The sequence below is a fragment of the Superficieibacter sp. genome (assembly GCF_032071645.1).
In the GTDB taxonomy this organism is placed as follows: Bacteria; Pseudomonadota; Gammaproteobacteria; order Enterobacterales; family Enterobacteriaceae; genus Superficieibacter.
In genome coordinates, this window is record NZ_DAMAPU010000001.1 from 380012 (window position 1) to 402690 (window position 22679).

At 56.3% G+C, this 22679-nt stretch carries 22 protein-coding genes; 16 read left to right on the forward strand and 6 right to left on the reverse strand.

Translation table 11 applies throughout. The features are described 5' to 3' along the window. Nucleotides 1-30: 30 nt before the first annotated feature. Nucleotides 31-1884, reverse strand: coding sequence for a signal peptide peptidase SppA (gene sppA, locus RT197_RS02035; RefSeq protein WP_312946788.1), 1854 nt, complete (start codon nt 1882-1884; stop codon nt 31-33). A gap of 168 nt (nt 1885-2052) precedes the next feature. Between sppA and RT197_RS02040 the strand changes: the two genes are divergently transcribed. The 4 genes from RT197_RS02040 (at nt 2053) to RT197_RS02055 (ending at nt 6627) form a co-directional block, all read left to right on the forward strand. Next, entirely contained in the window at nt 2053-2604 is a 552-nt protein-coding gene (locus RT197_RS02040) for an NAD(P)H nitroreductase (RefSeq protein ID WP_312946791.1), read from the forward strand. Between the two features lie 116 nt (nt 2605-2720). Beyond that, nucleotides 2721-3764, forward strand: coding sequence for a selenide, water dikinase SelD (gene selD, locus RT197_RS02045; RefSeq protein WP_312946794.1), 1044 nt, complete (start codon nt 2721-2723; stop codon nt 3762-3764). A gap of 4 nt (nt 3765-3768) precedes the next feature. Then, nucleotides 3769-5706 carry a DNA topoisomerase III gene (locus tag RT197_RS02050; RefSeq protein ID WP_312946797.1) on the forward strand — a complete coding sequence of 646 codons (1938 nt, stop codon included), beginning with the start codon at nt 3769-3771 and terminating at the stop codon, nt 5704-5706. 111 nt (nt 5707-5817) lie between these two features. Beyond that, nucleotides 5818-6627, forward strand: a complete 810-nt coding sequence (locus tag RT197_RS02055) for a hypothetical protein (RefSeq protein WP_312946799.1) — start codon at nt 5818-5820, stop codon at nt 6625-6627. Between the two features lie 40 nt (nt 6628-6667). Here RT197_RS02055 and gdhA read toward each other — a convergent pair whose 3' ends face one another. Then, entirely contained in the window at nt 6668-8011 is a 1344-nt protein-coding gene (gene gdhA / locus RT197_RS02060) for an NADP-specific glutamate dehydrogenase (RefSeq protein WP_312946801.1), read from the reverse strand. A gap of 225 nt (nt 8012-8236) precedes the next feature. Here gdhA and RT197_RS02065 point away from each other — a divergent pair, with 225 nt between their 5' ends. Then, nucleotides 8237-8512, forward strand: a complete 276-nt coding sequence (locus RT197_RS02065; protein ID WP_312946803.1) for a DUF1496 domain-containing protein — start codon at nt 8237-8239, stop codon at nt 8510-8512. On the opposite strand, the gene RT197_RS02070 is transcribed toward RT197_RS02065, so the two are convergent. Beyond that, nucleotides 8472-8885, reverse strand: a complete 414-nt coding sequence (locus RT197_RS02070) for a pyrimidine (deoxy)nucleoside triphosphate diphosphatase (RefSeq protein WP_312946805.1) — start codon at nt 8883-8885, stop codon at nt 8472-8474. The genes RT197_RS02065 and RT197_RS02070 overlap by 41 nt on opposite strands. Before the next feature lie 4 nt (nt 8886-8889). Continuing rightward, nucleotides 8890-9693, reverse strand: a complete 804-nt coding sequence (gene xthA / locus RT197_RS02075) for an exodeoxyribonuclease III (RefSeq protein ID WP_312946807.1) — start codon at nt 9691-9693, stop codon at nt 8890-8892. Between the two features lie 423 nt (nt 9694-10116). On the opposite strand from xthA, the gene RT197_RS02080 reads away from it, so the two are divergent. The 7 genes from RT197_RS02080 (at nt 10117) to ves (ending at nt 17837) form a co-directional block, all read left to right on the forward strand. After that, the gene (locus RT197_RS02080; protein WP_312946810.1) at nt 10117-11337 is read left to right on the forward strand and encodes an aspartate aminotransferase family protein; all 1221 of its coding nucleotides are present in this window, start codon (nt 10117-10119) and stop codon (nt 11335-11337) included. Then, nucleotides 11334-12368, forward strand: a complete 1035-nt coding sequence (gene astA, locus RT197_RS02085; RefSeq protein WP_312946813.1) for an arginine N-succinyltransferase — start codon at nt 11334-11336, stop codon at nt 12366-12368. The genes RT197_RS02080 and astA overlap by 4 nt, the downstream gene beginning before the upstream one ends. Continuing rightward, the gene (astD, locus tag RT197_RS02090) at nt 12365-13843 is read left to right on the forward strand and encodes a succinylglutamate-semialdehyde dehydrogenase (RefSeq protein WP_312946815.1); all 1479 of its coding nucleotides are present in this window, start codon (nt 12365-12367) and stop codon (nt 13841-13843) included. The genes astA and astD overlap by 4 nt, the downstream gene beginning before the upstream one ends. Beyond that, nucleotides 13840-15165 (forward strand): N-succinylarginine dihydrolase, encoded by a 1326-nt coding sequence (gene astB / locus RT197_RS02095; RefSeq protein WP_312946817.1) that lies wholly within the window; start codon nt 13840-13842, stop codon nt 15163-15165. The genes astD and astB overlap by 4 nt, the downstream gene beginning before the upstream one ends. Nucleotides 15166-15175: 10 nt before the next feature. Beyond that, nucleotides 15176-16147, forward strand: a complete 972-nt coding sequence (gene astE / locus RT197_RS02100; RefSeq protein WP_312946819.1) for a succinylglutamate desuccinylase — start codon at nt 15176-15178, stop codon at nt 16145-16147. A gap of 310 nt (nt 16148-16457) precedes the next feature. Then, nucleotides 16458-16979, forward strand: a complete 522-nt coding sequence (spy, locus tag RT197_RS02105) for an ATP-independent periplasmic protein-refolding chaperone Spy (protein ID WP_312946821.1) — start codon at nt 16458-16460, stop codon at nt 16977-16979. 300 nt (nt 16980-17279) lie between these two features. Next, entirely contained in the window at nt 17280-17837 is a 558-nt protein-coding gene (gene ves, locus RT197_RS02110; RefSeq protein ID WP_312946824.1) for an environmental stress-induced protein Ves, read from the forward strand. On the opposite strand, the gene cho is transcribed toward ves, so the two are convergent. Together cho and nadE are read right to left on the reverse strand one after the other, a co-directional pair. After that, on the reverse strand, nt 17823-18692 hold the full coding sequence (gene cho / locus RT197_RS02115; RefSeq protein ID WP_312946825.1) for an excinuclease Cho: 870 nt from the start codon (nt 18690-18692) through the stop codon (nt 17823-17825). The two genes, ves and cho, sit on opposite strands and share 15 nt — an antisense overlap. A gap of 114 nt (nt 18693-18806) precedes the next feature. Continuing rightward, entirely contained in the window at nt 18807-19634 is an 828-nt protein-coding gene (nadE, locus tag RT197_RS02120; protein WP_312946826.1) for an ammonia-dependent NAD(+) synthetase, read from the reverse strand. A 230-nt stretch (nt 19635-19864) separates the two neighbouring features. On the opposite strand from nadE, the gene osmE reads away from it, so the two are divergent. From osmE to chbA, 4 genes are all read left to right on the forward strand, one after another. Beyond that, nucleotides 19865-20206 carry an osmotically-inducible lipoprotein OsmE gene (gene osmE / locus RT197_RS02125; protein WP_312946827.1) on the forward strand — a complete coding sequence of 114 codons (342 nt, stop codon included), beginning with the start codon at nt 19865-19867 and terminating at the stop codon, nt 20204-20206. A 287-nt stretch (nt 20207-20493) separates the two neighbouring features. After that, on the forward strand, nt 20494-20814 hold the full coding sequence (locus RT197_RS02130; protein ID WP_312946828.1) for a PTS sugar transporter subunit IIB: 321 nt from the start codon (nt 20494-20496) through the stop codon (nt 20812-20814). Nucleotides 20815-20894: 80 nt separating this feature from the next. Then, on the forward strand, nt 20895-22253 hold the full coding sequence (gene chbC / locus RT197_RS02135) for a PTS N,N'-diacetylchitobiose transporter subunit IIC (protein ID WP_312946830.1): 1359 nt from the start codon (nt 20895-20897) through the stop codon (nt 22251-22253). Nucleotides 22254-22302: 49 nt separating this feature from the next. Continuing rightward, nucleotides 22303-22650 (forward strand): PTS N,N'-diacetylchitobiose transporter subunit IIA, encoded by a 348-nt coding sequence (gene chbA / locus RT197_RS02140; protein ID WP_312946832.1) that lies wholly within the window; start codon nt 22303-22305, stop codon nt 22648-22650. Nucleotides 22651-22679: the final 29 nt, after the last annotated feature.

Consider the following 22679-nt stretch of genomic DNA (forward strand, 5'->3'; position numbering starts at 1 on the left):
GCTCCCCTCCGCAGGCGGAGGGGAAACACTTTAGCGAATATTCGCGCAGGTCAGGCAAAACGCATAGCGGTTTTGCGGATCGTTAAAGGCGGCAAGCTTATCACTTTCTTCCTTCACGACGCTTGCGGCTCCGGCCAGCGATGCGGGCAGATAAGCCTGCATCGCCTGCGGCAGACTGACACGCGCCGAGGCGAATACGCTGTCTACCACCATGTTGAGGAAGCCAGGTTCTTCAACCAGATAATCCAGCTGCCACTGCTTCAGCTTCGCCAGTTCAGCGGCCTTCTTCACCGCGTCGTCAAAGTCACCAAGGCTGTCAACAAGGCCATTGTTTTTTGCATCCTGACCGGTCCAGACGTGGCCCTGGGCGATTTTATCAATCTGATCCGGCGTGCTCTTACGGGCCGCCGCGACCAGTGAGATAAAGCGCTGATAGCCATTCTCAATGCTAAGCTGCATGATCTGCTGAACTTCCGGCGGCAGGGTTTTGGTAATCGAAACGTCTGCCAGCGGAGAGGTCGCCACGCCGTCGGTGTGGACACCGATGGAATCAAGGCTGTTCTCCACGGTATTGATCACGCCGAAAATACCAATCGAGCCGGTAAGGGTGCTGGGGTTGGCAACGATGTAGTTCGCTGGCGTAGAAATCCAGTAACCGCCGGAGGCTGCCATGCCGCCCATCGAAACCACAATCGGCTTGCCAGCGGATTTCGCCGCCGCCAGTTCCGAGCGGATCACTTCAGAGGCGCTGACGCTGCCGCCAGGGCTGTTCACGCGCAGAACGATGGCTTTGATGTCCGGGTCAAGACGCGCTTCGCGGATCTGCGCAGCGGTAGTATCACCGCCGACGTTGCCCTGGGTTGCTTCGCCGTCCATGATCGCGCCATTGGCGAAGATCACCGCAATTTTGCCACCCTGCCGGGCGGGTTTTTTCAGCGCATAGTCGTACATGCTGATGGCGCTGTAATCCTTCTCTTTATCACTCCAGCCAAACTGTTTGGTTAACGCTTTTTCCACATCGGCGCTGGAGCCAAGCGCATCAACCAGTTTGCTATCCAGCGCATATTTCGCCGTATCGCCACCGGTTTTACGCAGGCCGTCGAGCACGGCCTGCGCGCCGGGGAAGACCTGCTGCGGGGTGATCTGCCGGTTTGCGGCAATGGCTGAGAGATAGTTTTGCCACAGTTCGCCGATCCAGCGGCTGTCCGCTTCACGCGCCGCAGGCGACATGTCATCACGAATAAACGGTTCTACCGCTGATTTATATGTGCCGACGCGGAAAACGTGGGTCGAGACTTTCAGCTTATCAAGCAGGGATTTGTAATACAGGCCGTTGGTGGCAAAGCCGTGCAGATCGACGGTGCCCTGCGGCGAAAGCCAGATTTTATTGGCGAAGCTGGCCAGGTAATACTGCCCCTGGGTGTAGCTGTCGCCCACGGCAACCACCGGTTTGCCGCTGTCGCGGAATTCGCGCAGCGCTTTACCGATGTACTGCATTGAAGGCTGATCGGCCCCGACGAAATTTTTCAGGTCCAGCACGATACCGGTGATATTGCGATCTTCTTGCGCCTGACGAATGGCATGAACGATCTCAAACAGCGAGTTTTCCTGCAAACGATCGGTATTGGCACCCAGCAACTGACGCGTCACCGCGCTCACTTTACTGGTCGGAGAAGGGTTATCCACCACCACGCCGGTAATATCGAGCAGCAGCGCCCCACGCTGGCTGTTCTCTTCCGCACTGCTGCTCAGCTGTAACCAGATGCCTGCGCAGACCAGCAGCAGGAAAATAAAAATGACGTTAAAGACGAGCTGGCGAACAAAATTCAGTATCCGCCATGTCCATTTAAAAAAACCGGCTATAAAACGCCCGAGGGTTCTCATGCAATCTCCCTGACCAAACTGGAATGAAAAATTTGCCGTTAGGGCAAAATCGTGTGGCTATCCTAAATATCCCGCCGTCTCTTGTCAGCAGGAATCGCTGTCGGCGCTGTAACAAAAAGCCCTTACATGTTAATTTTGTGAAAAATTAACAGAGACAGGAGTTAATTAATGGACGCACTTGAACTGCTCGTCAATCGCCGTAGCGCTTCACGGCTCACTGAACCCGCTCCGGCCGGGGAACAGCTGGAAAATATTTTACGCGCCGGGATCCGCGCACCGGATCACGGCACGCTGCAACCGTGGCGGTTTTTTATCGTGGAAGGAGAAGGCCGCCAGCGTTTTAGCGAACTGCTGGAGAAAGGCGCGGTTGAGGCCGGATCGGACGCCAAAGCGATCGACAAAGCGCGCAATGCACCGTTTCGCGCTCCGATGATCATCGCGGTGGTGGCGAAATGTGAAGAGCACCATAAAGTGCCGCGCTGGGAGCAGGAGATGTCCGCAGGCTGCGCGGTGATGGCGATGCAGATGGCGGCGCTCGCCCAGGGCTTTAACGGCATCTGGCGCAGCGGTCCGCTGACCGACAGCCCGGTGGTGCGGGAAGGGCTGGAATGCCGGGCGCAGGATAAAATCGTCGGCTTTCTGTATCTGGGGACGCCGCAGCTGAAGGCATCCACCACGATTGAACTGGCCGATACAGCGCCTTTTGTCCGCTATTTCTGAACCCGGCGCGAAAACCGTCTGGATTATGAGCGAAAGCGGCGTAATTCAGACGGTATTACTTATCACTGCCCGCTTCTGGCGCTACCATAGCGGCAGTGCAAAGACAGGAGATGTCCATGAGCGAGCAAGCTATCCGTTTAACCCAGTACAGCCACGGAGCGGGTTGCGGTTGTAAAATTTCCCCTAAAGTGCTGGAAACCATCCTGCACAGCGAACAGGCAAAATTTATCGATCCTCACCTGCTGGTCGGTAATGAAACCCGCGACGACGCGGCGGTTTACGACTTAGGTAATGGCACTTCCGTCATCAGCACCACCGATTTCTTTATGCCGATTGTCGATAACCCTTTCGACTTTGGCCGTATTGCGGCGACGAACGCCATCAGCGATATCTTCGCGATGGGCGGCAAGCCGATTATGGCGATTGCGATCCTCGGCTGGCCGCTCGATAAACTGGCCCCGGAAATTGCCCGCGAGGTCATTGAAGGTGGTCGCTATGCCTGCCAGCAGGCGGGAATTGCGCTGGCGGGCGGTCACTCCATTGACGCGCCGGAACCGATTTTCGGGCTGGCGGTGACCGGCATTGTGCCAACCGAACGGGTGAAGAAAAACAGCACCGCCGAAGCCGGATGCAAACTCTATCTCACCAAGCCGCTGGGGATTGGCGTGCTGACCACCGCTGAGAAAAAATCGCTGCTCAAACCTGAGCATCAGGGGCTGGCGACGGAAGTGATGTGCCGGATGAACCTCGCCGGAGCCGCGTTCGCTAATCTTGAGTGTGTGAAAGCCATGACCGACGTCACCGGATTCGGCCTGCTCGGCCACCTGAGCGAAATGTGCCAGGGCGCGGGCGTGCAGGCGCAGGTCAACTTTGAAAGCGTGCCAAAACTGCCGGGCGTGGAAGAGTATATCCTGCTCGGCGCGGTGCCGGGCGGCACCGGGCGGAACTTTGCCAGCTACGGACACTTAATGGGAGCAATGCCGGAAGCGTGGCGCGATCTGCTCTGCGATCCGCAAACCTCCGGCGGCTTACTGCTTGCCGTGACGCCGGAAGGCGAAGCTGAGGTGCAGGCGACCGCCGCCGAATTCGGCATCAGCCTGAGCGCCATTGGTGAACTGGTACGCGCGCGAGCGGGACGACCCATGATCGAGATCCGTTAATTTTATGCGGCTGTTTATTGCGGAAAAACCCAGTCTGGGCCGGGCGATTGCCGATGTGCTCCCCAAACCGCATCGCAAGGGCGATGGCTTTATCGAATGCGGAAACGGGCAGGTGGTCACCTGGTGCATCGGGCATCTTCTGGAGCAGGCCCAGCCCGATGCCTATGACGAACGCTATGCGCGCTGGAATCTGGCCGATCTACCTATCGTCCCGGAAAAATGGCAGCTTCAGCCGAGAGCCTCGGTAACCAAACAGCTCAACGTGATCAAACGTTTTCTGCATGAAGCGGAAGAAGTGATCCACGCCGGTGACCCGGATCGCGAAGGGCAACTGCTGGTGGATGAAGTGCTGGACTATTTGCAGCTTGCCGCCGACAAACGTCAGAAGGTCCAGCGCTGCCTGATTAACGATCTCAACCCGCAGGCGGTAGAACGTGCCATTTCACGTCTGCGCGCCAACAGCGAGTTTATCCCGCTGTGCGTTTCGGCGCTGGCGCGGGCGCGTGCCGACTGGCTGTACGGGATCAACATGACCCGCGCTTACACCATTCTTGGACGTAACGCGGGCTATCAGGGCGTGCTGTCGGTGGGGCGCGTACAAACGCCGGTGCTGGGGCTGGTGGTGCGTCGTGACGAAGAAATTGAAAACTTCGTTGCCAAAGACTTTTTCGATGTCAAAGCGCATATCGTTACGCCCAAAGACGAACGTTTTACCGCGCTGTGGCAGCCGAGCGAAGCCTGCGAACCGTACCAGGATGAAGAAGGGCGGCTGCTGCATCGTCCGCTGGCGGATCACGTGGTCAGCCGCATTGCCGGGCAACCCGCGATCGTCACCTCGTATAATGATAAACGGGAATCAGAACCCGCGCCGCTGCCGTTTTCGCTCTCTTCGCTGCAAATTGAGGCCGCCAGGCGCTTTAATCTGAGCGCGCAAAACGTGCTGGATATTTGTCAGAAGCTGTATGAAACCCATAAGCTGATTACCTACCCGCGTTCGGACTGCCGTTATTTGCCGGAAGAACATTTCGCCGGGCGTCAGGCGGTGATGAATGCGATCGGCGTCCACGCCGCCGATTTGCTGCCGCAGCCTGCCGTCGACCCCGATCGGCGCAACCGCTGCTGGGATGATAAAAAAGTGGATGCTCACCACGCCATCATTCCCACGGCCCGCAGTTCGTCTGTCAATCTCAACGATAACGAAGCTAAAGTGTACAGCCTGATTGCCCGCCAGTATCTGATGCAGTTTTGCCCGGATGCGGTATTCCGTAAATGCGTAATCGAGCTGGACATTGCCAACGGCAAATTTGTCGCCAAAGCGCGTTTTCTGGCCGATGCGGGCTGGCGGGCGCTGCTCGGCAGCAAAGAGCGCGACGAAGAAAACGACGGCACCCCGCTACCGGTGGTGGCAAAAGGCGATGAACTGCTGTGCGAGAAGGGGGAAGTGGTGGAGCGGCAAACCCAGCCGCCGCGCCATTTCACCGACGCCACGCTGCTTTCAGCGATGACCGGGATCGCCCGTTTCGTGCAGGACAAAGACCTGAAAAAGATCCTCCGCGCTACCGACGGTCTGGGAACGGAAGCGACCCGCGCCGGGATTATCGAACTGCTGTTTAAGCGCAGCTTTCTCCATAAGCAGGGGCGCTATATCCACTCGACCGAGGCGGGAAGGGCGCTGATCCACTCCCTGCCAGAGATGGCGGCACGGCCAGACATGACCGCGCACTGGGAATCGGTACTGACGCAGATCAGCGAAAAACAGTGCCGCTATCAGGATTTTATGCAGCCGCTGGTCGGCACTCTCCACGACCTGATCCATCAGGCGCGTAGCACGCCGGTCCGCCAGTTCCGGGGCATCCTCGCGCCGGGATCGGATAAAAAGAAAACCTTCCGCAAACGCAGCGCGAAAAAAAGCGCCGCGCCGGACAGCCGCCTGCCATCTTAATATATTCCGAAAAACGTCTTTGATGCCGACTGGCACAAAGGCGTTTTTTTTAATCCTGATACTATTCGCGCCCTTAAGCCTTAAGGGGTAAATAAAAATCGGGTTAATATCATGGATAGAAAACACATTCTGGCGGCATTTCTCTTTATTTCTGCTTATTCACAGGCCACCATTGACGCCGGTATTCATAATCACTCTTTTCGGCGGGCAACCTTACAGGAAACCACCTGGCTGTATCAGCAGACCGCACTTCAGGCCGTCAGCTGTGCCGAATTGTGGGTCGCCAGCGAAATCCCTGCCGTAACGCGATATAACGTGTCGCCGGTGTTAATGACCTTTTCCGCCCGCCCGCTCTTTCCGCAGGGAAGAATAATCTGTCAGGTGACGATGAATAAGAGTGCGGCGGACACGCTCGATTTTTATGCCCGTGAAGAAGGCTATCTGGGCACCACGCGCTATGAGCTCACCCACACCGGCGTGAATGCCGACGGCTACATTGGCGACAGCGAAAATGGCTGGCACTTCGCCTGTGAAACCCGCGAGAACGTCGATGCCAGCGAGTCGGATTTTCATGGCTGCTTTATTAACGAAAATAATCTTTATATTCAGAAAGTGCCGGAATTAACCGCGCTGGATGTGCCGGGAGGATATTTAATTAGCGTCGGTAAGATGCGCTTTAATCCAATTTCGCAACTGCATATCGGTAAATCTGAATTTATTACCGCCGCCGATTTCCCCTTTATCTATGGCGAGAATGCGGCAAAAGCGATAGCGAAGCTTGAGAATAACGCCAGGGTGAGCTGGACCTGGGGAGAGTTAACGTCGGGACGGGTGAGAACCAGCACGCTTTCGCCTTCCAGTGTAGCGATTGCCGGGTCAGCGGTGGAGATGCTGGATCGCGCATGGGCGCGTTATCAGTAATAAAAATACCGCGCCCCGGATTTAACGGGGCGCGGTAGCGTTAAATCACGCCCTGCGCCAGCATCGCATCGGCAACTTTGACGAAGCCCGCGACGTTTGCGCCGCGGACATAATGAGTTTGTTTGCCTTCGCCGCCGTAATTCACGCAGGCTTCATGGATATCCAGCATGATGTGATGCAAACGGGCATCCACTTTCTCCGCTTTCCAGCCGAGACGCGCCGCGTTCTGCGCCATCTCCAGCCCTGACGTTGCCACGCCGCCTGCGTTAGCCGCTTTGCCCGGCGCGAACAGCACGCCCGCGTCAAGGAACAGATCGGTGGCTTCAATTGTGGTCGGCATATTCGCCCCTTCAGCCACCGCTTTCACGCCGTTGGCGATCAGCTGACGGGCAGCATCAACGTCCAGCTCGTTTTGGGTGGCGCACGGCAGGGCGATATCAACCGGCACGTTCCACGGCTGCTGGCCTTCAAGATAGGTCAGGCCAAATTCTTTGGCGTAGGCCGCTACTCGTCCGTCACGGCTGGCTTTAATTTCCACCAGTCGCGCCAGTTTTTCGGGGGTAAATCCGGCCTCATCTACCACTGTACCGCTGGAGTCAGAGGCGGTGATCACCCGCGCGCCCAGCGACATCGCTTTCTCAATGGCATACTGCGCCACGTTGCCGGAGCCAGAAACAGCAACGCGCATCCCTTCAAAGCCCAGGCCGTGGCGCTTCAGCATGGCGTTGGTAAAGTAAACCAGCCCGTAACCGGTAGCTTCCGGGCGGATCAGGCTACCGCCAAAGGAAAGCCCTTTACCGGTAAACACGCAGGCGGTGTTATTGGAGAGTTTTTTCATCATCCCGGTCATAAAGCCGACTTCACGACCGCCCACGCCAATATCACCCGCCGGAACGTCGGTGTCCGCGCCCAGGTGACGATATAATTCGGTCATCAGCGCCTGGCAAAAACGCATCACTTCGCCATCGCTTTTCCCTTTCGGATCGAAATCGCTGCCGCCTTTACCACCGCCCATTGGCAGGGTGGTGAGGGCATTTTTAAAAGTCTGCTCAAAGCCGAGGAATTTCAGGATCGACAGGTTAACGGTCGGGTGGAAGCGCATCCCGCCTTTGAACGGGCCGATAGCCGAACTGAACTGCACGCGCCACGCGCGGTTTACCTGTACCTGGTTGCGGTCATCGACCCAGGCGACGCGGAACTGGATCACGCGTTCAGGTTCAACCAGCCTTTCCAGCAGTGAAAGCTGACGATAGCGAGGGTTTTGTTCGAGGAAAGGCCAGAGTGTTGTCATAACTTCACGTACGGCCTGAGCGAATTCTTTTTGCTCTGGGTCGCGCTGCTGTACGCGGGCGAGGAAACTTTCCAGAGAGCGTGTCTGATCCATAGATATAAGAGCCTCTTATGATGTGTTGGGTTGTATTTATTATGATTGCGGTAAGAACGTGACCGCTTTTTCGACTATAACATTCGCCACCGTGCGCTTTGCAAGGAAAAATTCCCTCATGGCAGAAATTTATAATAGTGCCCGCGTCATAATAAAATGTGATGGCAGAACTTTTATCTGGTTTTGGTTATAGTAAGGAATAAATACATTCAGGAATTAAATAATATGAAGGCTATTATCATCGCCGCTATTTTTACCCTCGGCTGCGGCAGTGCGCTGGCGGAAAGGAACATTCAACCGGATGTCGACGTTAACGTGCCGCCGGAGGTGTTCAGTTCCGGCGGACAACGCGCCCAGCCGTGCCAGCAGTGCTGCGTGTATGAAGACCGTAATTATTCGGAGGGTGCGGTGGTAAACGCCGATGGCATCTTATTGCAATGCCAGCGGGATGAAAAAACAATCAGCACTCATCCGCTGGTGTGGCGGCGCGTAAAAGCATAAAGGCGTCCAGCAGGGGAATATCCGCCGGAGCCAGCGGATATTCCCGCGCCCCGGCAGGCGTACACCAGACCAGCGCGCTGTGACAGTGTGCGACCGGCTCGCCGCTAAACGCCACCACTTCCCAGGCATGAAGATGGATCAACCGCCCCGATACTTCGCGTGAATGGCTGGCGATGTAGCGGGCAGGCCGGGCGTCGATACCCAGCTCCTCGCGCAGTTCACGGATCAGCGCCTGCGCCTGGCTTTCTCCCACTTCCACTTTCCCCCCGGCGAACTCCCATAAGCCGGGCTGATCGCCAGAGGGCGGGCGCTGGGCCAGCAGGATATGACCTTTTTTTTCGATAATCGCCGCGACCACATCAATTTCGATCATGTTGTTAACCAAACGTGGCCCACACCGGTGCGTGATCGGAGGGTTTTTCCATGCTGCGGATCTCGTAATCAATGCCGGTTTCTTTACAGCGTTCGGCCAGCAGGGTACTAGCCAGCAGCAGATCGATACGTAGTCCCCGGTTTTCATCAAAGCCGCGCGAGCGATAATCAAACCATGAGAACTGGTCAGCGGTGTGCGGGTTGGCCTGGCGGAAGGTATCGACCAGCCCCCAGTCCAGCAGGCGCTGCATCCACTCGCGCTCTTCCGGCAGGAAAGAACACTTGCCGGTGCGCAGCCAGCGTTTGCGGCTGTCTTCGCCAATGCCGATATCCAGATCGCCAGGGCTGATATTCATATCACCCATAATCAGCACCGGATTCTCTTTTTTCAGTTCATTTTCCAGCAACTGTTGCAGGTTTTGATAGAACTGCGCTTTTGCCGGGAACTTCACCGGATGGTCGCGGCTCTCACCCTGCGGGAAATAGCCGTTGATCACCGTAATATTGCCCAGCGGAGAAGGCACTTCGGCAATAATAATGCGGCGCTGGGCCTCTTCATCATCATTCGGAAAACCGCGACGCACGGCTACCGGCGTCTCTTTGGTCAACAGCGCAACGCCATAATGACCTTTTTGCCCATGGTAAAAAACGTTATAGCCGAGCTTCGCCACCTCTTCGAGGGGGAACATATCGTCATGAACTTTGGTCTCCTGCAAACCAATCACATCTGGCTGATGCTTTTCGACAATCGCTGCAAGCTGATGTGGGCGGGCGCGCAGGCCGTTGATATTAAAAGAGACAAATTTCATAGTCGCTGCCACTTTGCAAAATGAGTAGACCGGGGATGGTAGCAGAATTTGCCGCACGTTGCTGCCGTTACATTCTGTTTACCACAGGCGGTGCAATCTCCGCCCTTTATCGGTGCGCGTTGCCCCGTTTGCGGGCGTTAAACTACGAGAAATTTCGCAGACGATCACATTTCCAGAATTATATTTTCCACATGAATAATATTTCTGATTAATGCGCTGCAAATGCCGCTTTTAACATATTTATTCACTTTATATGCAAATAATATGAATAGCGACGGGCTGTAAGCCATTGATATTACGTTTGACCCTCCGTTTTATGCATTTTTTCTGCTGGCTGGCACGATGCGTGCAATCTACATTTACAGCGCTAATGCTCATAAATTTAACATTTTTTAAACCTTTTATTTACCGGATGAGGTCGCTATGTCCCAGTCAGTTACGCGCAATAATTTTGATGAATGGATGATGCCCGTTTATGCCCCGGCGGCGTTTATTCCGGTACGCGGCGAAGGATCGCGGCTGTGGGATCAAATGGGTAACGAGTACATCGATTTTGCGGGCGGTATCGCGGTCAACGCGCTGGGCCATGCGCATCCGGCGCTGAACCGGGTGCTGCTGGAGCAAGCGGGTAAATTCTGGCATACCGGAAACGGCTATACCAACGAGCCGGTGTTGCGGCTGGCGAAACGGCTGATTGACGCCACCTTTGCCGACCGGGTGTTCTTCTGTAACTCCGGCGCGGAAGCGAACGAAGCGGCGCTGAAGCTGGCGCGTAAATATGCCCACGACCGATTTGGCAGCGGAAAAAGTGGCATTATCGCTTTCAGCAATGCCTTTCATGGCCGCACGCTGTTTACCGTAACGGCAGGCGGGCAGTCCGCTTACTCGCAGGATTTTGCTCCGCTGCCGCCGGATATTCGTCATGCCACCTTTAACAATCTGGACTCGGTGCGCGACCTGATCGACGACCAGACCTGCGCGGTGATCGTCGAGCCAATACAGGGCGAGGGCGGCGTAGTGCCAGCCGAGCCTGACTTTCTGCGCGGGCTGCGCGAACTTTGCGATCGTCATCATGCCCTGCTGATTTTTGATGAAGTCCAGTCCGGCGTCGGACGGACCGGTGAACTGTATGCCTATATGCATTATGGGGTGACGCCCGATCTGCTGACCACCGCCAAAGCGCTGGGCGGCGGCTTCCCGATTGGCGCACTGCTCGCCCGCGAAGACTGCGCCAGCGTAATGACCGTGGGCACGCACGGCACCACCTATGGCGGTAATCCGCTGGCGAGCGCGGTCGCCGGGGAGGTGCTGACGATGATCAATCGCGAAGAGGTATTAAACGGCGTCAAGCAGCGCCATCAGTGGTTTACCGAGCGGTTGCAGGCCATTGCTCAGCAAACCGGCCTGTTCAGCGAAATTCGTGGGCTGGGGCTGCTGATCGGCTGCGTGCTCAGTCCACAGTGGGCCGGAAAAGCCAAAGAGCTCAGCAAGCTCGCCGCTGAAGAAGGGCTGATGGTACTGATCGCGGGCGGCAACGTGGTGCGTTTTGCCCCGGCGCTCATTATTAGTGAAGAAGAGATCACTACCGGCCTCGACCGTTTCAGCCGTGCCTGCGAACGCTTTGTTTCTGGAGGTTCATCATGATGATTATTCGCGCGGTCACGCATGACGACCTGACCGCGCTGGTGGCGCTGGCGGGCAAAACCGGTGGCGGTCTGACCTCGCTGCCCGCCGATGAAAAGACCCTGAGCGCGCGTATCGAACGGTCGTGTAAAACCTGGGAAGGGACGATTGAACAGGGCGATCAGGGCTATGTGTTTGTGCTGGAAGATACCGACAGCGGCGTGGTGGCAGGGATTTGCGCTATCGAGGTGGCGGTGGGATTGAACGATCCCTGGTACAACTACCGGGTAGGCACGCTGGTTCACGCCTCCAAAGAGTTAAACGTCTATAACGCGCTGCCCACCTTATTTTTAAGCAACGACCATACCGGCAGCAGCGAACTCTGTACGCTGTTTCTCGATCCCGACTGGCGCAAGGGCGGCAACGGCTATCTTTTATCGAAATCGCGCTTTCTGTTTATGGCGGCGTTTCGCGACCGCTTCAATGAAAAAGTGGTCGCCGAAATGCGCGGCGTGATTGACGAGCACGGCTATTCACCGTTCTGGGAAAGCCTTGGCAAGCGCTTTTTTTCGATGGAATTTTCCCGCGCCGACTACCTGTGCGGCACCGGGCAAAAAGCATTTATCGCTGAGCTGATGCCGAAACATCCCATCTATACCGATTTTCTTTCTGAAGAAGCCCGCGCGGTGATTGGCGAAGTGCATCCGCAAACGGCTCCGGCGCGGGCGGTACTGGAGAAAGAAGGATTTCGCTACCGTCAGTACATCGATATCTTTGACGGCGGCCCGACGCTGGAATGCGATATCGACCGCGTGCGCGCCATCCGCAAAAGCCGCCTGGTGGAGGTAGCGGAAGGCCAGCCAGCGGCGCAGGCGCTTCCGTTGTGCCTGGTGGCAAACGAACAATATCACCACTTTCGCGCGATGCTGATCGAGGCCGATCCCCACTGTGAGCGGCTGGTATTAACGGCAGCGCAGCTTGATGCCCTGAAATGTCATGCCGGGGATCGAGTCCGGCTGGTGCGCCTTTGCGCAGAGGAGAAAAAATCATGAGCCAGTGGATTAATGGCGACTGGATCACCGGTCGCGGCGAGCGTCGGGTAAAAACCAATCCTGTTACGGGCGAGGCCGTCTGGCACGGTTACGATGCCGATGCAGAGCAGGTCGCGCAGGCAGGCGAGGCGGCGCGCGGCGCGTTTCCCGGCTGGGCGAAGCAACCCTTTAGCGTCCGCCAGGCCATCGTCGAAAAATTTGCCTCGCTGCTGGAGAGTCATAAAGATGAACTGACCGCCACTATCGCCAGGGAAACCGGCAAGCCACGCTGGGAAGCGGCCACCGAAGTGGCGGCGATGATCAATAAAATCACCATTTCGGTCAAATCGTACCATGCCCGCACCGGCGAGCAGCATACCGATATGCCGGACGGTGCCGCGACGCTGCGCCACCGTCCACACGGCGTGCTGGCGGTGTTTGGCCCCTATAATTTTCCGGGGCATCTGCCAAACGGGCACATCGTCCCGGCACTGCTGGCGGGAAATACGGTGATCTTTAAACCGAGCGAGTTAACGCCTGCCAGCGGTGAAGCGGTGGTGCGCTTATGGGAGCAGTCCGGTCTGCCCGCCGGGGTGCTGAATCTGGTGCAGGGCGGGCGCGACACCGGCGCGGCGCTAAGCCAGCTTTCTGCCATCGACGGGCTGCTGTTTACCGGCAGTTCGGCCACCGGGGCACAGTTGCATCAGCAACTGGCGGGGCAGCCGGAGAAAATCCTCGCGCTGGAGATGGGCGGTAACAACCCGCTGATCGTCGATGCGCCGCCGGATATCGACGCGGCGGTGCATCTGACCATTCAGTCTGCTTTTATCACCGCCGGGCAGCGCTGCACCTGCGCCCGTCGCCTGCTGGTGAAACGGGGCGCAGAGGGTGACCGTTTCCTTAGCCGACTGGTGGCGGTCGCGCGTCGGCTGACGCCCGCCGCGTGGGACGCCGATCCCGCACCGTTTATGGGCGGGCTGATTTCGGAGCAGGCGGCGCAGAAGGTGCATCAGGCGTGGCAGGAGCATGTACGTAACGGGGGCGTGACGCTGCTGGAGCCGCGCCTGCTTCAGGCGGGCACGTCGCTGCTGACGCCGGGAATTATCGATTTAACCGAAGCGCATGACGTCGCGGACGAAGAAGTGTTCGGGCCGCTACTGGGCGTCTGGCGCTACGATGATTTTGACCAGGCCATCGCGCTGGCAAACGCCACCCGCTACGGGCTGGCAAGCGGGCTGATCTCCGCCGAACGGGAAAAATTTGAGCGGCTGCTGCTGGAGGCGCGGGCGGGGATCGTCAACTGGAACAAACCGCTGACCGGAGCGGCGAGTACCGCTCCGTTTGGCGGCACCGGCGCGTCCGGCAATCATCGCCCCGGCGCGTGGTACGCCGCCGATTACTGCGCATGGCCGATGGCAAGCCTTGAGTCCGCTTCGCTCGCCATGCCCGCTACCCTGAGTCCGGGGCTGAATTTTGATGGTGAGGAGCAGCCATGAACGCGCAGGAAGTGAATTTTGACGGACTGGTAGGGCCGACGCATCACTATGCCGGGCTGTCGTTTGGTAATGAGGCTTCGACCAGCCACCGTTTTCAGCTCTCCAATCCCCGGCTGGCGGCGAAGCAGGGGCTGCTGAAAATGAAGGCGCTGGCGGATGCCGGATTTTGTCAGGCGTTGATCCCGCCGCAGGAGCGCCCGAATGTCGCGGTGCTGCGCCAGTCAGGATTCACCGGCCGCGACGAGCAGGTCATCGAGAAAGCGGCAGCGCAGGCTCCCTGGCTGCTGTCGGCGGTCAGTTCAGCCTCTTCAATGTGGGTCGCAAACGCCGCGACGGTGTGCCCCTCTGCCGATGCGCTTGACGGGCGGGTGCATCTGACGGTAGCCAACCTGAACAACAAATTTCACCGCGCCAGCGAAGCGCCAACCACAGAAGCCTTACTGACGGCGATTTTTACCGATCGTTCCCGCTTTACTGTTCATCCGGCGCTGCCGCAGGTGGCGCTGTTCGGTGACGAGGGGGCGGCCAACCATAACCGTCTCGGCGGTGCGTATGGTCAGCCCGGCGTGCAGCTTTTCGTTTACGGACGCGAAGAGGGTGGCGCGCCACGACCGGAGCGTTACCCGGCGCGTCAGACCCTGGAAGCGAGCCAGGCGGTGGCGCGGCTGAATCAGGTCAACCCGCGCCAGCTCATCTTTGCCCGGCAAAATCCGGCGGTCATCGACCGGGGCGTTTTTCATAATGACGTTATTGCCGTCAGCAACCGACAGGTTCTGTTCTGTCATGAAGACGCGTTTGCTGACCAGCCCGCGCTGATGGCGAATTTGCGCCAGCTGGTGCCGGGATTTATGCCGATTCAGGTATCCGCCCGCGATGTCACTGTGGATGAAGCGGTGGCGACTTATCTCTTCAACAGTCAGCTTCTCAGCAAAGCGGACGGTTCCATGCTGCTGGTGCTGCCGCTGGAATCGCAGCAGCACCCGCGCGTCTGGCGCTATCTGAATCGTTTGCTGGAAGAAGACAATCCGATTAGCGAACTGCGGGTGTTTGATTTGCGTGAAAGTATGGCCAACGGCGGCGGCCCGGCCTGCCTGCGCCTGCGGGTAGTGCTGAATGAAGAGGAATTACGTGGGGTTAATCCGGCGGTGATGATGACGGAGACGCTGTTCAATACGCTGAACAACTGGGTGGATCGCTATTACCGCGACCGGCTGGTGCAGGCCGATCTCGCCGACCCGCAGCTTTTGCGCGAAGGGCGCGAGGCGCTGGATAGCCTGACGCAGATCCTCCATCTTGGTTCGGTCTATCCTTTCCAGCGCTGAAGGAGGTGAAATGAGGCATTTTCTGCAACTGACGCTTTCTGCGGCGACGCCACCTGTCACCAGCGGCGAGACGCTGCATTTCCACTGGCGCTGGCACAGCGAAGGGGTACTGGAGCTGACGCCGCACACGCCAGTGTCGCAGGCGCTGGTGCTCTCTACCGGCATTCACGGTAACGAAACCGCACCGGTGGAGATGCTGGATACGCTGCTTGGCGCACTGTTCGCCGGGGACATCGTCCTGCGCTGGCGGCTGCTGCTGGTGCTCGGCAATCCCGCCGCGCTGCGTGCCGGAACGCGCTATTTGCACAGCGATCTCAACCGGATGTTTGGCGGACGCTGGCAGCAGTTTGCGGCCAGCAATGAAACGGCGCGCGCCGCTGAACTGGAAAGTCAGGTCGCGCGCTTTTTTCAGCAGGATGACGTCAGCTGCTGCTGGCATCTGGATCTGCATACCGCCATTCGCGGATCGCATCATCTGCGTTTTGGCGTGCTGCCCGCGCGTGCGCAACCGTGGGATGACGACTTTTTGCATTGGCTGGGCAGCGCCGGACTGGAAGCGCTGGTTTTCCATCAGCATCCCGGCGGCACCTTCAGTCATTTCAGTAGCGAGCGCTTTTCCGCGCTGTCCTGCACTCTGGAATTAGGTAAAGCCTTGCCGTTTGGCGAAAACGATCTGTCGCAGTTTGCCGCCACCGCGCAGGCACTGGCGCAACTGCTGGCGGGAGAGGCGAGCCTGCCTGCTGAAAGGGAGCCGCTGCGCTATCGGGTCGTCCAGCAACTGACCCGCCACGATGACCGTTTCACGCTGCATATGTCGGCGCAGACGCTTAACTTCACGGCTTTTGCGCCGGGTACGCTGCTGGCGGAGGACGCCGGGCGGCGCTGGCAGGTGGGGAGCCAGGAAGAATACGTGCTGTTTCCTAATCCCGCCGTTGCGCCGGGTTTACGCGCCGGGCTAATGTTACAACGCATCGATAAATAAAATGAACGCCGCCAGAAAGCATGTTTTTCTGGCGGTGACAATGCTAGTACAGACTTATCTTAGTATAATGCTTTATTATTAGTCGCCGCTGATTTATACTTCTGCTTAATCTCTTCTTAATCAATGGATTATGTATTTTTGTTATCACTCTCCATTGTTTATCCTTATTTTCTTCATAATTGACGATTAAACGATTTTTATACTTTCAATGCTTTACTCTTGCCCCGATTTATTGACGATAAACGCGTTATAGTGAATATCGTCAACACGGCAAACACGCCGAAAGAATAACTGAAGTAAGGAAAAAATTATGCGTAAATTAACTGCTCTGTTTGTTGCCTCTACCCTCGCTTTTGGCGCGACCAATCTGGCCTTCGCGGCGAATACCAGCGAAACGACAGCCCACGCCAATGACACCACAACGCACACCACGGCAACCACGACCGAACACAGCGCGCCGGTGCACAAAGGCCCACGGGGGCCGCATCATGACATGATGCTGAAAGGTCTGAACCTGACCGATGCCCAGAAACAACAGGTGCGCGAAATTATGAAAGCGCAGCATGACCAAATGAAACGTCCGCCGCTGGAAGAACGCCGCGCGATGCACGATCTGGTCGCCAGCGACACCTTTGACAAGGCCAAAGCCGAAGCGCAGATCGACAAAATGGCGGCACAGCACAAAGCCGGGATGCTGGCACACCTGGAAGCCCAGAACAAAATCTACAACATTCTGACCCCGGAACAGAAAAAGCAGTTTAATGCCAATTTTGAGAAGCGTCTGACAGAACGTCCTGCGCCAGAAGGTAAAATGGCACCGTCGGCTGAATAATCCAGTCGCCAACATTCAAGACCGCCGGTCTTGCCCACCGCCAGCATCTGGCTCTGGGCAGGCCCGGCGGTTTTTCATTTTAATGCTTGCCTCCCGCCACCGACACGGTATTCTGCTGAAGCGGATCGCCGGTTATTAACTTAATAATCACAGTGTTAGGAATTTTCTTGCCCGCACCTGCACGCTGATGTTAAGACCCGCCGCTCCGCTGCCGATAATTCATCAACAGAAATAACAATAATCACCGCCACCCCTTTGCCGTGGCGTTGCGGCACGCCCTGTGCCATTTCAGGAGTGATGATGGAATATTTTGATATGCGCAAAATGCCGGTGAATTTGTGGCGTAACGGTGCCGGTGAAACCCGCGAGTTATGCTGCTTTCCTCCGGCAACCCGCGACTTTAACTGGCGGGCCAGTATTGCCTCAATTGCGGCGAACGGCGAATTTGCCACGATGGACGGTATGGATCGGGTGATTACCCTGCTGGAGGGTGGAGAAGTCACGCTGGATGGCGGAAACGCGTTTCGTCATACCCTGCGCCGCTTTCAGCCTTTTCGTTTTGCCGGGGAACAGACGGTGCGCGTCCAGCTCACCGAAGGGCATATGTCGATGGATTTGAATGTGATCACCCGCCGCGATCGCTGTCGGGCAAAGGTGCGGGTCGCGGATCGGACATTCACCACCTTTGGCTCGCGCGGCGGGATGGTGTTTGTCTTAAGCGGGGCATGGCAGCTCGGCGATAAGCTACTTACCGCCGAGCAGGGCGCTTACTGGCAGGAAGGGTGCCACACCCTGCGGCTGCTGAAGACCGAAGGACAGTTGCTGTTCAGCGAAATTACCTGGCTACCGGGGCATTAATTCACTGATTTCGTACTGGCCTGCGATCAGCGGACGGCAAAGAATTTTGTAGCCGTCCTGATCGAACCCGGCGGGGGCGCGCAGTAGCTGTGAGGCCTCGTCGGGACTATTGACCGATCCCAGCCACAGCCAGTTATCAATAATATGATACTGGGTCATATCCGGGCCGCTCTCTTTCATCGCGATCGGGCCTTTCCACGGCCAGCACACCACCTGAAGCCGCTCCAGCGCCTGGCGCAAACGTGAGTTATGCGCCTCCACACTTTCGTTGCCGCAGCAGGCACCGGCGCAGCGGCGCAGCGCGGCGCGAAAACAGGCGCGACCGCGGCTTACCGCTTCCAGACCGAGCAATCCGTAACAAAGCTTGTGCTCATCGGCAATGGTTTGCAGCGCCCCCAGCGCGGCGCGGCGGTTGGCAAACAGGCCAAATAACCCCGGCTGGCGCGAGAAATCCACTTCGCGGGCGTAAACCACTTCCGGTTTCCCCTCCGCCAGCAACAGCGAGCAAAGCTGGCGATTGCGACGCAGACGCTTATTAAACAGCGGCTGCTGCTCTTTGATCATTTGCGCTTCCAGCAGCAGCGCGCCCACTTCACCCGCCGTGCGCATCCAGGTGATGCGTCGCGACTGACGCAGCATGGACGCTTCAGCCGGGGTGCGCAGATGAGAAAGCACGCGGCTGCGAATATTGATGCTCTTACCGATGTACAGCGGCATCGCTTCGCTTTCACCGTGAAAAAAATATACGCCGGGCAGTTTGGGCAAAGCCTCCAGCCAGGGACGTAAATGTTCGGGATATTCATAAATTGCCGCCGCTTCGAAATCGAGACGCGGGGCTGAGGGACGCCTGGCCACATTAGCTCCTGATACTGTTTACTCATACAGTATAGCAAGATAAATCTGGCGAAAAAAGAGGCGGAAAACAGACGCAGAAAGCAGACGCCGGGCGACCGCCCGGCGTACAGGGCGTTATTTTTTCCAGAAATCATCAAATACGGTGATGGGTGGACGGCGCTTGTGCTCGGTTTTCAGATACCAGCCCTCGATGATACGCGCGGTGCCTTCGTCCAGCGTTTTGCCTTCCAGATAGTTGTCGATATCTTCGTAGGTCACGCCCAGGGCCACTTCATCCGGCAGAGACGGGCGGTCGTCTTCCAGATCGGCCGTCGGCAGTTTCTTATACAGATGTTCCGGGCAGCCAAGGCTTGCCAGCAGTTGTTTGCCCTGACGCTTATTCAGGCGGAACAGCGGGTTGATGTCAGTGCCGCCGTCGCCGTACTTGGTGAAGAAACCGGTCAGGGCTTCCGCCGCATGATCGGTGCCCACCACCACGCCTTTGGTCATCCCGGCGATGCTGTACTGGGCTTTCATACGCTCACGGGCTTTTTCATTACCGCGCACGAAATCGCTAAGCTCGATACCCGCATCACGCAGCGCCTGCTCGCTCGCCAGCACCGCGCCTTTAATATTGACCGTCAAAACGCGATCCGGCTGGATGAATTTGATAGCATCCTGGCAATCCTGTTCATCGGCCTGGACGCCGTAGGGCAGGCGCACAGCGATAAACTGTAAGTCAGGATCGCCGCCTTCATCGCGCAGTTCATTAATGGCGGTCTGGCTTAGCTTACCGGCGAGTGTGGAATCCTGGCCGCCGCTAATGCCCAGCACCAGCGTTTTCAAAAACGGGTGTGCTTTTAAGTAAGATTTGAGGAAATCCACGCTGCGGCGAATTTCTTCATCCGCATTAATCTGTGGTTTTGCGCCAAGCGCCTGAATAATCTCTTGCTGCAGAGCCATATAACCCCTCCGTAAGTAAATTCTGTTTACAGGAACATCCTTTAAACCTACCTCTTCGGCAGTAAAACGACAAGAAATGGACGGCTATACGGCGTCAATTGTTGCATTTTCGGCCTCATCCGCTGTTTTTTAAGGATATTTCCGAAAGACGCAGGATTTTTGCTAACGGGTTGAAAAAATCGCATATGTATTCCAGGCTTATAACACGCTGATAAACAAGAGGACGGAATATGAATAAGAATGTGGCAGGAATTTTAAGTGCAGCGGCAGTTCTGACGATGTTGGCAGGGTGTACGGCATATGATCGTACCAAGGACCAGTTCACACAGCCGGTAGTAAAAGACATTAAGAAAGGGATGACACGTGCGCAGGTGCAGCAGATTGCCGGTCGTCCATCTTCTGAAGTCTCGATGATCCACGCTCGCGGTACATGCCAGACCTACATCCTGGGTCAACGTAATGGCAAAGCTGAAACGTATTTTGTTGCGCTGGATGATGCTGGTCGCGTGCTTAACTCAGGCTATCAGACCTGTGCTGAGTACGACACTGACCCGCAGGCTCCGAAGCAGTAATTTCGCAGTATAAGCCTGAGATCTAACAAAAGCCGACCCCTGCGTCGGCTTTTGTTTGCCTGTCGGATCTTTTTTCATTGCGCGAATTATTTTGGCCAAAATGTGAGGTGAGTCAAAACGCCAGGTCAAAGAGAGACAATTTGCGCATCTTATGCATTATCGCCCCCTCCCCGAATCTCGTATACTTAGCCCAGCTACAAACAATATCATTTAGAATTGCTACCAATGGCAGGGTGAGACTATTTCATCACCGCTGAATATCTGTTCGTAAAATTATGGAGGGTTTTATGGAAAAGAAAAAAATCTATTTATTTTGTTCTGCGGGGATGTCTACCTCTCTGTTAGTATCAAAAATGCGCGCTCAGGCTGAAAAATACGAAGTGCCGGTTGTTATTGAAGCATTCCCGGAATCGCTGGCCGCTGAAAAAGGCCCGGAAGCGGATGCCATTTTACTGGGGCCACAAATTGCGTATCTCTTAGCCGATATTAAACAACTGCTTCCTGGTAAACCGATCGAAGTTATTGACTCTATTCTGTACGGTAAAGTTGATGGTCTTGGCGTTCTCAAATCTGCGGTTGCAGCTATTAAAAAATCAGCATCACATTAATTTTATTTATTTTCCCGTCAAAGAGTAATTTCATATTTCATCGCCGCAATAGTAAATTGCGGCATTACAGGATGCTATTTATGAGCAGAGCAATAGATTCGCTTGAAAGGGTACTTTTGCCCTTTGCGGTGAAATTAGGTAAACAGGTGCATGTCAATGCCATTAAAAACGGTTTTATCCGTTTAATGCCATTAACGCTTGCGGGCGCAATGTTTGTCCTGATTAATAACGTATTCTTAAGTTTTGGTGAGGGATCTTTCTTTTTCTCGCTGGGGGTGCGTCTCGACGCTTCCACCATTCAAACCTTAGACGGCTTTAAAGTGATTGGCGGCAGCGTATATAACGGTACGCTGGGTATTATGTCGTTAATGACGCCGTTCTTTATTGGCATGGCGCTGGGGGAAGAGCGCAAGGTTGACCCGCTGGCCGCAGGCTTACTTTCCATCGCCGCTTTTATGACCGTCACGCCGTTTAGCGTCGGTGAAGCCTATGCCGTGGGCGCAAACTGGCTCGGCGGGCAAAACATTATCTCCGGGATCATCATTGGCCTGGTCGTGCCCGAAATCTTCACTTTTATCGTGCGCCGCAACTGGGTGATCAAATTGCCGGACAGCGTGCCGACCTCGGTATCACGCTCTTTCTCCGCGCTGATCCCCGGCTTTATTATTCTGCTGATCATGGGCTTTGTGGCGTGGGGGCTGTCGCTGGCGAGCAGTAACTTCCACCAGATCATCATGGATTCCGTCTCCACACCGCTGGCGTCCATGGGCAGCGTGGTCGGATGGGCCTACGTGATTTTCAACGCCCTGCTGTGGTTCTTCGGCGTCCACGGCGGTCTGGCGTTAACCGCGCTCAACAGCGGTATTCTCGGCCCGTGGGGGATGGAGAATATGGCGACCTACACCCAGTACGGTTCGGTGGATGCGGCCATTGCTGCCGGTAAGACCTTCCATTTCTGGACCGGACCGATGCTGGAGTCCTATATTTTCCTCGGCGGTACTGGTGCGACTCTCGGCCTGATCCTCGCCATCTTTATTGCTTCACGTCGCCCTGACCATCGTCAGGTGGCAAAACTGGCGCTGCCGTCAGGTCTGTTTAACATCAACGAACCGATTCTGTTTGGGATGCCGATCATCATGAACCCGCTGATGATGATCCCGTTCATTCTTATCCAGCCCATTCTGGCGTGTATTACGCTTGCGGCCTATGCGGTAGGCTTCATTCCGCCTTCCACCAACTTTGCGCCGTGGACCATGCCGCCGGGACTGGGTGCCTTCTTTAACTCCAACGGCAGCATTGGCGCGCTGATCCTGGCCTTGTTTAACCTCGGTGTGGCAACGATGTTCTATCTGCCTTTCGTCATCATTTCCAACAAAGCACAGGTCGTGATTGAGGAAGAAGAGAGCGAAGAAGACATCAGAAACGCCCTGTCATTTTAATTTTCAGCGTAGCGGGCAGCGTCCCGCTACTGATTTAAAGGAGGAAAATATGTTTGATTTAGACAATATCGCTGAGGCCGACAGCGCCGCCGATGAGCTGGAAGAAGTGGTGATGGGGCTGATTATTAACTCCGGCTCCGCCCGCAGTCAGGCTTACGCCGCCCTGAAAAAAGCCAAAGCGGGTGATTTTGTCGCGGCCCAGGAGCTGATGGCGCAGTCTAAAATCGCGCTTAATGAAGCGCACCGCGTCCAGACCCAGCTGATTGAAAGCGACCAGGGGCAGGGGAAAATGAAAGTCAGCCTGGTGCTGGTGCATGCCCAGGACCATTTAATGACCTCAATGCTGGCTCGCGAACTGATCGCCGAAATCATTGAGCTGCATGAAAAAATGCACTAGCTTAACGACAGGCCACGGACAACGGGAGA